Here is an 11,515-nt window from a genome sequence, read left to right as displayed (position 1 = left end):
GCACGTATGCTGGTCACCTGCAGCGCCGATGCTGCACCTGACGGCCCGACGTCCGGGCCGCGCTTCAACGAGGAGATTGACCATGCAGCTTCCTGGTGGCCCTGAACTGATCGTCATCGCGATCGTGCTCATCGCCCTGTTCGGCTGGAAGAAGCTGCCCGACATGGCGCGCAGCCTCGGTCGTTCGGCGCGCGTCTTCAAGTCCGAGGTCGACGAGCTGAAGAAGGACGGCAAGGCGGGCCAGTCCGGCGATGCCGCACGCTCCACCGTGCCCGGCGAGGCCGTCGACTCCGACTCCGAGCGTCTGGCCGCCGAGGCCCGTCTCGCCGACGCCGAGCGTCGCGCGGCGGAGGCTCGCGCCGAGGCCGACCGGCTCCGCGCCGCGTCCGGCCCCGCCGGTGGCCCCGGCTCGGCGGGCAACGGCACCACCGCGAGCACGACGGACGCGACGTCCGACGTCCGCCGCGACACGACCCTCTGAGCGGTGGCGCGAACCACCACCCTGCCCGAGCCCGACCCGTCACGGCGGCACTGAATGCCATCGCTGCTCCACAAGCGCAATCCCGAAGGGCGCATGTCCCTCGGTGACCACCTGCGCGAGCTGCGCAACCGCATCGTCATCAGCGCTGTCGCGATCCTCGTCGGCGGCGTCGTCGGGTGGATCTACTACGACCGCCTCATCGACGCCCTGATCAAGCCGCTCAAGGACCTCGCGGCCGAGCGTCAGGGCCTCATCAACATCAACTTCTCGGGGATGACCGACCCCTTCGCGACCCAGATCACGGTGTCGCTGTTCACCGGTGTCATCCTCGCCTCGCCGATCTGGCTCTTCCAGATCTGGGGCTTCATCGTCCCGGGCCTGACGAAGAAGGAGAGGATGGTTGCGCGGCTGTTCGTCGTCGCCGCCGTCCCGCTCTTCCTCGCGGGCTGCCTCTTCGCCTTCGTCATGGTGCCCAAGGCCGTCACGGTGCTGCTCAGCTTCACCCCGGCCGGCACGGCGAACCTCCAGGACGCCACGTCCTACCTCAACTTCGTCCTGAAGTTCATCGTCGCCTTCGGGTGCGCGTTCCTGCTGCCCGTCTTCCTCGTGGCGCTCAACCTCGTCGGGGTGCTGCCGGCCCGGGCCATGCTCAAGGGCTGGCGTCCGGCAGTCATGATCATCTTCGTCTTCGCGGCCGTCATGACCCCGACGCCCGACGCGTACACGATGCTCTTCCTCGCCACCCCGATGATCGCCCTGTACTTCGCGTCGGTGGGCCTGGCCTTCCTCTTCGACCGCCGCAAGGAGGGCGACCGGCCCGACTGGCTGGAGGTCTCGGACGACGAGGCGTCCGCCCTGTAGCGTTCGGCTGTGCCCGACCGCGTCGCCCTCGTCGTCAACCCCACGTCCGGGAAGGGGGCCGGCGCCGCCCTCGGTGAACAGACGCGTCGTCTGCTCGTCGCGGCCGGTCACGAGGTGACCGACGTGTCCGGCACCGACTACGCCCAGGCGCGGGCCCGTGGGCTCGCCGCCGTGGCCGACGGCGTCGACACGCTCGTCGTCGTCGGGGGCGACGGCATGGTGCATCTCGGCGTCAACCTGTGCGCCACGTCCTCGACGCGCCTCGCGGTCGTCGCGGCGGGCACCGGCAACGACTTCGCCCGCAACCTCGGGCTGCCGGTGCGCGACCCGGCCGCCGCGGTCGACCTGCTGACCAGCGGGCGCACCCGGCACGTCGACCTCGGCCGGGTCAGCCACGGCGTCGCGGGGGAGAAGTGGTTCGGCGGGGTTCTCGGGGCCGGCTTCGACGCCGTCGTCAACGAGCGAGCGCGCCGGATGCGGTGGCCGCGTGGCCAGATGCGCTACAACCTGGCCGTCCTGCGCGAGCTGCCGGTGTTCCGGCCCATCCCGTACGTCGTCGAGCTCGACGGGCAGCGGCTCGAGACCCGGGCGATGCTGGTGGCCGTGGCCAACACGTCCTCGTTCGGCGGCGGCATGAAGGTGTGTCCGGATGCCGACGTCGCCGACGGTCTGCTCGACGTCATGGTCGTGCACGCCCTGTCCATCCCGTCCTTCCTGCGCGTCTTCCCGAAGGTCTACTCCGGCGCGCACACCACCCACCCGGCCGTCGAGATCCATCGCGCCCGGCGAGTTCGCTTGGAGGCGAGCGGTATCCACTCACAAGCCGATGGAGAGGCGTTCGCCGACCTGCCCGTGGAGGCCGAGGTGGTGCCGGGGGCCCTCGCGGTCGTCGTGCCCGCCGACCCTGCCGACTCGGTGGGGGAGGCGGCATGATCCCCACCTGGCCCCAGCTGGCCGAGTTCACCGCCGGGCTGGACTTCCCGCTCGACGACTTCCAGACCGAGGCCTGCCGTGCCGTCGAGGAGGGCCGCGGCGTGCTCGTGGCGGCCCCGACCGGTGCGGGCAAGACCGTCGTCGGTGAGTTCGCCGTGCACCTGGCCCTCGCCACCGGCCGCAAGGCGTTCTACACGACGCCGATCAAGGCCCTGTCCAACCAGAAGTACGCCGACCTCGTGCGTCGGTACGGCGCCGACAAGGTCGGCCTGCTCACCGGTGACTCGTCCGTCAACGGCGAGGCGCCGATCGTCGTCATGACGACGGAGGTGCTGCGCAACATGATGTACGCCGGCTCCGCCACGCTGCGCGGGCTCGGCTGGGTCGTCATGGACGAGGTGCACTACCTCGCCGACCGCTTCCGCGGAGCCGTGTGGGAGGAGGTCATCATCCACCTGCCGCCCGATGTCAGCGTCGTGTCGCTGTCGGCGACGGTGAGCAACGCCGAGGAGTTCGGGGCCTGGCTCGGGGAGGTCCGCGGCGACACCGCCGTCATCGTCTCCGAGCACCGTCCGGTGCCGTTGTGGCAGCACATGATGGTCGGCCAGACGCTCTTCGACCTCTTCGTCGAGGAGGAGGCGTCGGCGTCGGGACCCACGGTCGAGGTGGGCGTCAACCCCGACCTCGTCCACGCGATCCGCGGCACCGAGCAGCGCGGCGCCTGGGACAGCCACTGGGTCAGCAACCGAGGCGGCCGGAACAAGGGTCGTCCGGGGCGTGGTGGCAACAACGGTGGCCGGCGTGGCGGCGGCCGCGGTCCCGGCGGGGGCGAGGGCGGCAACGGCTTCGCCCGGGGTGGCCGTCCCGGCGGCGGCGCCACCCGCGCCGAGGTCGTGACGCGCCTGGAGCGCGAGGGCCTGCTGCCGGCCATCACCTTCATCTTCAGCCGTGCCGGGTGCGAGGCCGCGGTCGGACAGCTGCTCGCGAGCGGCATGCGCCTCATCCCGGAGGCCGACGGCGAGCGCAACCGCCGGGTCGTCGAGGAGCGCGTCGCGGGGCTGGCAGACGAGGACCTCTCGGTGCTCGGCTACTGGGACTTCGTCGACGGCATCGCGCGCGGCTTCGCGGCCCACCACGCCGGCATGCTGCCGACCTTCCGCGAGGTCGTCGAGGAGCTGTTCACGCAGGGACGCATCCGCGCCGTGTTCGCCACCGAGACCCTCGCGCTCGGCATCAACATGCCCGCCCGCACGGTCGTGCTCGAGCGGCTCGTGAAGTTCAACGGCGAGAGCCACGTCGACATCTCCCCGGCCGAGTACACCCAGCTGACCGGCCGTGCCGGGCGTCGCGGCATCGACATCGAGGGCCATGCCGTCGTCCTGTACGGCCGCGGGCTCGACCCCGGTGCCGTCGCCGGCCTCGCCTCGACGCGCACCTACCCGCTGCGCTCGAGCTTCCGGCCGACGTACAACATGGCGGTCAACCTCGTGCGCCAGTTCGGCCGCGACACCGCCCGCGAGATCCTCGAGACCTCCTTCGCCCAGTTCCAGGCTGACCGGGCCGTCGTCGGCTTCGTGCGCACGGTGCGCCGCAACGAGGAGGCCCTCGCCGGCTACGCGGAGTCGATGACCTGCCACCTCGGCGACTTCACCGAGTACGCGGCGATGCGCGAGGAGATCCGTACCCTCGAGAAGGAGGGCGCCAAGCGTCGCTCGGCCTCGATGCGCGCTGCGGCGGCGATCTCGCTGGAGAACCTCAAGATCGGCGACATCGTGCGGGTGCCGGCCGGCCGGCACAGCGGCCTCGCCGTGGTGGTCATGCCCAACCGGGGCGGCAAGGGCGACCCGGCCTCGCCGACCGTCGTCACCGAGGACCACCACCTGCGTCGTCTGACGCTGCACGACGTGCCGACGCCGGTCGAGCCGCTCGGCACGATGCGGGTGCCGAAGCAGTTCAACGCCCGCAACCCCAAGGCCCGCCGCGACCTCGCGGCCACGATGCGGGCGACCGTGCCGCACGACCCGCCGCCGCGACGGTCCGCCGAACCCCCGCAGGACCCGACGGAGGCGCGCATCGAGGAGCTGCGGCGCGACCTGCGGTCCCATCCGTGCCACCGCTGCCCCGACCGCGAGGACCACGCCCGCTGGGCCGAGCGGTACTTCCGGCTGGGGCGCGAGACCCAGGGCCTGCAGCGCAAGATCGACGGGCGCACCAACTCGGTGGCCAAGACCTTCGACCGCATCTGTGACCTCCTCGGCGAGATGGGCTACCTCACCGACGGTGGCACGCGCGTCACGGTCGAGGGCGACCGGCTGCGCCGGCTCTACACCGAGAAGGACCTCCTCGCGGCCGAGTCGCTGCGAGCGGGCCTGTGGCGCCGGCTCGACGCACCGTCGCTCGCGGCCGTCGTCTCGACGCTCGTGCACGAGCCGCGTCGCGAGGACGGAGGGCTCGCGCCGCGCTGGCCCAACGACGAGGTGCGCGAGGCCTACGACCGCATGGTCGCGCTGTGGTCCGACCTCGAGGACGCCGAGGGCGCCCTGGCGCTGCCGCGCACGGGCATGCCCGACGCCGGGATCGCCTGGTCGGTGCACCGGTGGGCGAGTGGCCAGCGCCTCGAGGACGTCCTGCGCGGCACCGACCTCGCCGCGGGCGACTTCGTGCGGCGGTGCAAGCAGGTCGTCGACCTGCTCGGGCAGCTGACCGATGCCGGTGACCCCGCCCTGCAGGAGACCGCGCGACGCGCCTCCGACGGAGTGCTCCGCGGCGTCGTCGCCGCCGACCGCATCGACTGACGAGTCGCCGCCCGAGCGCCCCGTCGGCTAGGCTTCGCGTCCGTCGACGTTTTGTGGTGCTCGTGTTCTCAGCACGCTCGCAAGGTACGTGAGCGAGCGTTCGTCTCCTGAAGGTTCTGGAGTCGCGCGTTTGTGGCGACACCGGACCACCCGACCGGGTGGTCCATCCAACAACCTGAAGGAGCCAGACATGGCGCAGGGAACAGTCAAGTGGTTCAACTCGGAGAAGGGCTTCGGCTTCATCGCTCCGACCGAGGGTCCGGACGTCTTCGTCCACTACTCGGAGATCCAGAGCAACGGCTACCGCAGCCTCGAGGAGAACCAGGCCGTCGAGTTCGACGTCGAGCAGGGCCCGAAGGGCCCGCAGGCGATGCGCGTCCGCGCTCTCTGAGCAACGCTGACGCACTCTGACGTCCGCGGCCGCTGAGGCCGCGGTGAGGAGGTCGGTCCCGTCCGGGGCCGACCTCCTCGTCGTCTGCGGGGGTCGCTGAGAGCGTCAGAGGCGGGTGAGCCGCGCGTAGGGGCTCTCGACGCGCACGTTGGCCGAGGCGAACTTGACGGTCACCGTGTGCGCCGTCGTCGCGATGACGACGCCGAGGCCGTGCCGGACGTGGGAGACGCGGTCGCCGACGGCGTAGCTCTCCACCTCCGGCACTGGGTCACGCTGGAAGGGGCTGTTGGCGAGATGACGTCGGGGCTGTCGTTGAGCAGGCACCATCCAGTATGGGCCGAAACCGGCCCGGTCCGGAAATGCAGCGCTCAGTCGATGCCCATTGCGTTGACGATGCGGTCGAACGACGACGTGAGGCCGTGCTCCACGGCCAGCCGCGACATGAGCGCCGGATCGGCGACGGCCGTGGGCAGCGCGAGGTCGATGTCGGCGATCGGCGCGTCGCGCACGACCTCCACGACGCGGGGCGCGGCGTCGAGGTAGTCCGAGGCCGCCTCGAGCCGGGCGCGCTGCGCACCCTTGATGGCGGGGTCGCCGCCGTCGATCGCGGCGCGGAGCGCCTCGAGCGTGCCGTACGTCGTGATGAGCTTGGCGGCCGTCTTCTCGCCGACGCCGGCCACGCCGGGCAGGCCGTCGCTCGTGTCGCCGCGCAGGGCCGCCATGTCGGCGTAGGCGCGACCGTTCGGGACGCCGTACTTCTCGGCGATGAAGGCCTCGTCGACGAAGTCGGGAGAGCGGACGCCGCCACGCGCCGTGTAGACCACCCGCACGTCGTGCGCGTCGTCGACGAGCTGGAAGAGGTCGCGGTCGCCGGTGACGATGTCGATGGGCATGCGCCCGGTCCACGTCGTGGCGAGCGTGCCGATGACGTCGTCCGCCTCGTGCCCGTCGACACCGACCCGGGCCAGGCCAAGGGCCTTGAGGGCGTCGATGATGATCGGCACCTGCACCGACAGCGCCTTCGGTGCCTCCTCGCCGTTGAGCTCGTTCTCGCCCCGGCTCGCGACCCGGTGCGCCTTGTAGGAGGGGATCGCCTCGACGCGGAAGGCGGGACGCCAGTCGTTGTCCCAGCAGGCGGCCAGGTGCGTCGGGCGGGCGCGCTCGACCAGCGAGGCGATCATGTCGAGGAGGCCGCGCACGGCGTTCGTCGGCACGCCGCTCGGGCCGACCACCTCGGGCACACCGAAGAAGGCCCGGAAGTAGAGCGAGGCGGAGTCGAGGAGCACGAGCCGGGGAGTCGCCATGCGCCGAGACTAGCGGGGCCGCGGGAGGGGGTCGGGACTCGCGCCCGTACCGCCATGAGGAACACCGCGTCCGGCACCCGGGCGCTGGTCTACCCTTCGGCCATGGAGGAACTCGACCGTCGCCTCGTCGGCCTGCTGCTCGCCGACGGCCGCATGAGCTACACCGACCTCGGCAAGGCGACGGGCCTGTCGACGTCCGCGGTGCACCAGCGCGTCCGGCGCCTCGAGGAGCGCGGGGTCATCACCGGTTACACGGCCACCGTGTCGGCCGAGGCCATCGGCCTGTCGCTCACCGCGCTCATCTCCGTCACGCCGTTCGACCCGAGCGCCCCCGACGACGTGCCCGAGCGCCTCGCGCACATCGCCGAGATCGAGGACTGCCACTCGGTCGCCGGCGTCGAGAGCTACATCCTCAAGGTGCGCGTCGGCACGCCGAGCAACCTCGAGGACCTCCTCGCACGCATCCGGTCTGCCGCGAACGTCTCGACCCGCACGACGGTCGTCCTCTCGACGCCGTGGGAGGGGCGCAGCGCGTCCGCGCTGCCCCGCGAGTCCGACTAGCGCCCGGCGCCCTTGCGGGGCAGGGCAGCCCGCGCCGGACGCGTCAGAGCGTCGACAGGTCGGTGTTGGCCCCGCAGAGCACGACGACGACGGTCTCGCCCGCCACGGGGGTGACGGCCCCGGACGTCAGGGCCGCGAGCGCCGTGGCGGCCCCGTGCTCGACGACGACGCGCCAGCGGTCCCAGACCAGGGCCCGGGCCGCGACCACCGCGTCCTCCCCGACGACGACGCTCTGCACCGGGAGCCGTGAGGTCACCTCGAACGCGATGTCACCGAGCCGACGGGCTCCCAGCGAGTCGGCCGCGACCCCGGACACCGGCACGTCGACGGGCCTCCCGGCCTCGAGGGCCCGGTGCAGCGTCGGGGCTCCCGTGGGCTCGGCACCGACGACGTGTGCCCGGCCGTCGAGCCCGGCGGTGACGCCCCCGATGAGGCCGCCCCCACCGACGGCGACGACCACGGTGTCGACCTCGCCCACCTGGGTGAGCAGCTCAGGGGCGAGCGTGCCTGCGCCGGCGACGATCTCGGGCTGGTCGTAGGCGTGGCAGTGCAGGCCGCCGGACCGGGCCACCTCCACCTGGGCGGCCTCGTAGGCGTGGGCGTACTCGGTGCCGGAACGGACGACCCGCGCCCCGTAGGCCTCGAGGCGGGCCACCTTGACGGCAGGGGCGGTCTCCGGCACGAAGACCGTCGCGGGAACGCCGAGGTGCACGGCGGCGTAGGCGTTGGCCATGCCGGCGTTGCCGCCGGACGCGACGACGACGCCGACCTCCGGGTCGAGCAGCCCACGCTCACGGGCCGCGAGGATCCGGTTGAAGGCGCCGCGCGCCTTGAACGACCCGGTGTGCTGGAGCAGCTCGAGCTTGAGGAGGATCCGCACACCGCGGGCCCCCGGAGCCAGGACGTCGTCGAGGTCGTGGCCGACCTCGATGACTGGGGTGGTCCGCACGTGGTCGCGGATGCGGGTGAGGGCCTCGTCGACGTCGCGGCGCTGGATCACTCGCCCGAGCCTACGTCCAGCCGGTCGCAGGCCGGCCGCCGGCCGGACGCGTCAGAGCCGGGCCACAGGCTCCTCGGCCGGCGCGTCGGCCGGGACGGGGGCCCGAGACGCCGCGAGGTGCGTCTGGCGGTGCCACGCCCAGAGGGCCATCGCGCCCGCCGTCAGCACGCCCGCGACGACCGCGAGGGTCGTCAGCGACCCGCTGACGAGCGGCGACAGCGCGCCCGCCACGAGGGCGTTGGCGCACGTGCTGAGGAATGACTGGAACGAGGAGACCGTGCCGCGCTCACGAGGGCGCAGGTCGAGCATCGCGATCGTCAGGATGGGGAAGACGAGCGAGACGCCGAGCGAGATCGCCCCGACCGGCAGGACGGTCCACAGCGTCGTGGGCGTGCCGGCCACGGCCTGGTAGACCACCGCGAAGGCGCTGCCCGCGAGCGACACGACGAAGCCGGCGAGCACGAAGACGCCCTGGCGCACCCGTCCGGCGAGCCGCCCGGTGAGCAGCGAGCCGATCATCATCGCCACGACGAGCGGCACGAAGAGCACGCCGAAGTCGCGGGGGCCGAGGCCCAGGTGGTCGACGACGATGGCCGGCGCCGACGACACGTAGAGGAACAGGGCCGCGAAGTTGAGGGCCACGGCCGCGCCGAGTCGCAGCACCGACGCGTCCCCGGCCACCGAGGCGATCGACGCCACGAGCGGGCGCGGCCGGAACGGGATCCGCTGGGAGGCCGGGTGCGTCTCGGGCAGCGCGACGAGCGTCGCCACGACGAGGACGACCCCGTAGGCGGTCAGCACCCAGAAGATCGTGCGCCACTGGCCCCAGCCCAGGATCCAGCCACCGACGATGGGGGCGAGCGCCGGCGCGACGGCGAAGATCACCGAGATGTGCGACATGAACCGCTGGGCCGCCGGCCCGTCGAACAGGTCGCGAACGACGGTGCGCCCGACGATCATCCCGGCACCGGCCACGAGGCCCTGCACGGCGCGGGCCCCCAGGAGCATGGGCATGCTGGGTGCGAGGGCGCACAGGGCGCTCGTCAGGGCGTAGAGCGCGCAGCCCACGAGGATCACCGGCTTGCGCCCGACCGCGTCGGACAGCGAGCCGTGGAAGAGGCTCGCCACGGCGAACGTCGCGAGGTAGACGCTCAGCGTCTGCTGCATCGCCACGGCGTCGGCGCCGAGCTCGCGCGTCATGACGTCGAAGGCGGGAAAGACCGTGTCGATGGAGAACGGCCCGACCATGGTCAGGGCGGCGAGGATGAGGATGAGACGCACGCGCCCGAGCCGCGTCGTCCCGGCGACGGCCCTCACCGGCGCGCGATCGGGGCCGTGACGGCGCGCGTGACGGTCGCGAGGTCGGCAGGGGTCAGCTCGACGTCGAAGCCGCGTCGGCCGCCGGAGACGAGGACGGTGTCGTGCTCGAGGGCCGAGGCGTCGAGGACCGTGGGCAGGGCGCGCTTCTGGCCCACCGGGGAGATGCCGCCGACGACGTAGCCCGTGCTCCGCTCGGCGGCGGCCGGGTCGGCCATCGTCACCGACTTGACCCCGAGCGCCGTCGCGACAGCCTTGAGGTCGAGCTGGCCGTCGACGGGCACGATGCCGACGGCCAGGCCCCGGCCGGTGTCGACGAGCAGGGTCTTGAGCACGCGTGACGGCTCGACGTCGAGGGCCTCCGCGGCCTCGAGCCCGTAGCTCGCGGTGGCGGGGTCGTGGTCGTACGGGTGGCCGGTCCAGGCCACCTTCGCACGGTCGAGGGCGAGGGTCGCCTGCGTCGTCGGACCGGCCGGGCCCTGCTGGCGGCGGCTCACGGGGTGGTCGGGCGGGGAGCACCTGCGCCGATGCTCGCGAGGCCGTCCCAGATCGTCGTCACGACGATCTCGGTGGCCTCGTCGGCATCCATGCCGCCGGGGTGGGTGCCGCGCCAGACGGCGAGCCGCTCGCAGCCGCCGATGAGCACCTCGGCCATCGCCGTGACCCGGGTCGGGGCCTGCGCCGCGAACTGCGGCAGCGCGAGCAGTCCCTCTGCGAAGGCCTTGGCGGTCTGCTGGCGGATCCGCTCGACCGAGTCGGACGCCTCGCCGATGAGGGCGCCCTCGGTGCGCAGCAGCGCGAACGCCGCGTCATGGGCGTCGATGAAGGCGAAGAACGCGTGCACGACGCCGGCCACCCGCTCGCGGACCGGTGCGTCGTCGGCGCCCTCCCAGGCGTCGATGAGCGCCGACATGAGCTGGCCCCGGGCCCGCTCGATCGTCGCGGCGAGCAGGCCCTCCTTGGAGCCGAAGTAGTCGTAGATGAGGGGCTTGGTGACCCCGACGCGCTCGGCGATCTCGTCCATCGTCGCGGCCTGGACGCCGCGCTCGGAGAACACGCCCTCGGCCACCTCGAGCATCTGCGCCTCTCGCTCGGCGCGGGGCATGCGGACGCGGGTGGCGGGGGAGCGGGAGGTCACCGCCGCAGTCTACGGTCGGGGCCCGTACCGCCCCGGGACGTGTCCGGGGCGGCGTCGCTCAGACGAGCTGGGACTGTGCGGCGGCCCGGCTCGAGGCGGCCTGCTCGGTGGCGGCCGCGAGCACCTGCTCGTGGTCGACGGCGTCGCGCCACCACTGCCGGCCGGACTCGGGCAGGGTGTCGATCGGGTCGTAGTACACGTACTCACGCGACAGCGCCTCGGTGTCGGCGCCCTCGATGGAGGTGCGGTAGTTCTTGCGCCAGTAGGAGATCCCGCGCTCGCGGTCGTACTGCTCGACCTGGTGCACCCAGCGCTTGCCGACGAACGGCACGTCGCAGACGATGCGCGGGGTCGAGAAGCCGGGCAGGTAGCCCATGATCTCGTGCTGGAGGCGCTGGGCCTCGGCGAGCGAGACGCGCCAGTGCTCGGCGAACGGGATCATGTCGCACATGTAGAAGTAGTACGGCGTGATCATCGCGCCGTCGGCGAGGGCGAAGCAGAGGTCGAGGAGCCGCTCGGGGGTGTCGTTGACACCGCGCATGAGCACACCCTGGTTGCGCACGTCACGGACGCCGGCCTCGAGCATGGCCCTGGACGCGCGCGCCACCGCCGGTGTGACCGACTGGGCGCTGTTGACGTGGGTGTGGATCGCCAGGGAGACGCCGCGCTCGCGGGCCGTGCGCGCCACGCGCCCGACGCCCTCGACGACGTCGTCGGCGAACCAGTGCTGCGGC

At 72.6% G+C, this 11,515-nt stretch carries 12 protein-coding genes and 1 pseudogene; 6 read left to right on the top strand and 7 right to left on the bottom strand.

The window, feature by feature from the left end:
• Positions 1 to 82: 82 nt before the first annotated feature.
• The 5 genes from tatA (at position 83) to RY076_RS16030 (ending at position 5,461) form a co-directional block, all read left to right on the top strand.
• The gene (gene tatA, locus RY076_RS16050) at positions 83 to 481 is read left to right on the top strand and encodes a Sec-independent protein translocase subunit TatA (protein ID WP_323099864.1); all 399 of its coding nucleotides are present in this window, start codon (positions 83 to 85) and stop codon (positions 479 to 481) included.
• A 93-nt stretch (positions 482 to 574) separates the two neighbouring features.
• Positions 575 to 1,342: a twin-arginine translocase subunit TatC gene (gene tatC / locus RY076_RS16045; RefSeq protein WP_323099863.1), complete on the top strand. Its 768-nt coding sequence runs from the start codon at positions 575 to 577 to the stop codon at positions 1,340 to 1,342.
• A 9-nt stretch (positions 1,343 to 1,351) separates the two neighbouring features.
• Positions 1,352 to 2,275: a diacylglycerol kinase gene (locus RY076_RS16040; protein ID WP_323099861.1), complete on the top strand. Its 924-nt coding sequence runs from the start codon at positions 1,352 to 1,354 to the stop codon at positions 2,273 to 2,275.
• The gene (locus tag RY076_RS16035; protein ID WP_323099859.1) at positions 2,272 to 5,070 is read left to right on the top strand and encodes a DEAD/DEAH box helicase; all 2,799 of its coding nucleotides are present in this window, start codon (positions 2,272 to 2,274) and stop codon (positions 5,068 to 5,070) included. Before RY076_RS16040 ends, RY076_RS16035 begins: the two co-directional genes overlap by 4 nt.
• Positions 5,071 to 5,260: 190 nt before the next feature.
• Positions 5,261 to 5,461 carry a cold-shock protein gene (locus RY076_RS16030; RefSeq protein ID WP_323099858.1) on the top strand — a complete coding sequence of 67 codons (201 nt, stop codon included), beginning with the start codon at positions 5,261 to 5,263 and terminating at the stop codon, positions 5,459 to 5,461.
• A 105-nt stretch (positions 5,462 to 5,566) separates the two neighbouring features.
• On the opposite strand, the gene RY076_RS16025 is transcribed toward RY076_RS16030, so the two are convergent.
• Positions 5,567 to 5,725, bottom strand: a complete 159-nt coding sequence (locus tag RY076_RS16025; protein ID WP_323099857.1) for a hypothetical protein — start codon at positions 5,723 to 5,725, stop codon at positions 5,567 to 5,569.
• A 104-nt stretch (positions 5,726 to 5,829) separates the two neighbouring features.
• Positions 5,830 to 6,765 (bottom strand): 5'-3' exonuclease, encoded by a 936-nt coding sequence (locus RY076_RS16020; protein WP_323099855.1) that lies wholly within the window; start codon positions 6,763 to 6,765, stop codon positions 5,830 to 5,832.
• A gap of 102 nt (positions 6,766 to 6,867) precedes the next feature.
• Here RY076_RS16020 and RY076_RS16015 point away from each other — a divergent pair, with 102 nt between their 5' ends.
• Positions 6,868 to 7,326: an Lrp/AsnC family transcriptional regulator gene (locus tag RY076_RS16015; protein ID WP_323099854.1), complete on the top strand. Its 459-nt coding sequence runs from the start codon at positions 6,868 to 6,870 to the stop codon at positions 7,324 to 7,326.
• A gap of 43 nt (positions 7,327 to 7,369) precedes the next feature.
• Here RY076_RS16015 and RY076_RS16010 read toward each other — a convergent pair whose 3' ends face one another.
• From RY076_RS16010 to RY076_RS15990, 5 genes and pseudogenes are all read right to left on the bottom strand, one after another.
• Positions 7,370 to 8,326 carry a threonine/serine dehydratase gene (locus RY076_RS16010; RefSeq protein WP_323099852.1) on the bottom strand — a complete coding sequence of 319 codons (957 nt, stop codon included), beginning with the start codon at positions 8,324 to 8,326 and terminating at the stop codon, positions 7,370 to 7,372.
• A gap of 51 nt (positions 8,327 to 8,377) precedes the next feature.
• Complete coding sequence (locus RY076_RS16005; RefSeq protein WP_323099851.1) at positions 8,378 to 9,607, bottom strand: multidrug effflux MFS transporter; 1,230 nt, start codon at positions 9,605 to 9,607, stop codon at positions 8,378 to 8,380.
• 32 nt (positions 9,608 to 9,639) lie between these two features.
• Positions 9,640 to 10,140, bottom strand: a complete 501-nt coding sequence (gene ybaK, locus RY076_RS16000; protein ID WP_323099850.1) for a Cys-tRNA(Pro) deacylase — start codon at positions 10,138 to 10,140, stop codon at positions 9,640 to 9,642.
• Positions 10,137 to 10,781: a TetR/AcrR family transcriptional regulator gene (locus RY076_RS15995; RefSeq protein WP_323099849.1), complete on the bottom strand. Its 645-nt coding sequence runs from the start codon at positions 10,779 to 10,781 to the stop codon at positions 10,137 to 10,139. The genes ybaK and RY076_RS15995 overlap by 4 nt, the downstream gene beginning before the upstream one ends.
• A 58-nt stretch (positions 10,782 to 10,839) precedes the next feature.
• Positions 10,840 to 11,515 (bottom strand): annotated as a pseudogene (locus tag RY076_RS15990) (lysine 2,3-aminomutase); the annotation flags it as partial.

The organism is Intrasporangium zincisolvens, assembly GCF_034724055.1.
GTDB classification, from domain to species: Bacteria; Actinomycetota; Actinomycetes; order Actinomycetales; family Dermatophilaceae; genus Monashia; species Monashia zincisolvens.
This window is presented reverse-complemented; position numbering and strand designations above follow the sequence as displayed.

Excerpts from the sequence above, each read along its gene's own strand:
- tatA (WP_323099864.1), top strand. The coding sequence starts at position 83 with ATGCAGCTTCCTGGTGGCCCTGAACTGATCGTCATCGCGATCGTGCTC.
- tatC (WP_323099863.1), top strand. The coding sequence starts at position 575 with ATGTCCCTCGGTGACCACCTGCGCGAGCTGCGCAACCGCATCGTCATC.
- RY076_RS16035 (WP_323099859.1), top strand. The coding sequence starts at position 2,272 with ATGATCCCCACCTGGCCCCAGCTGGCCGAGTTCACCGCCGGGCTGGAC.
- RY076_RS16030 (WP_323099858.1), top strand. The coding sequence starts at position 5,261 with ATGGCGCAGGGAACAGTCAAGTGGTTCAACTCGGAGAAGGGCTTCGGC.
- RY076_RS16020 (WP_323099855.1), bottom strand. The coding sequence starts at position 6,765 with ATGGCGACTCCCCGGCTCGTGCTCCTCGACTCCGCCTCGCTCTACTTC.
- RY076_RS16015 (WP_323099854.1), top strand. The coding sequence starts at position 6,868 with ATGGAGGAACTCGACCGTCGCCTCGTCGGCCTGCTGCTCGCCGACGGC.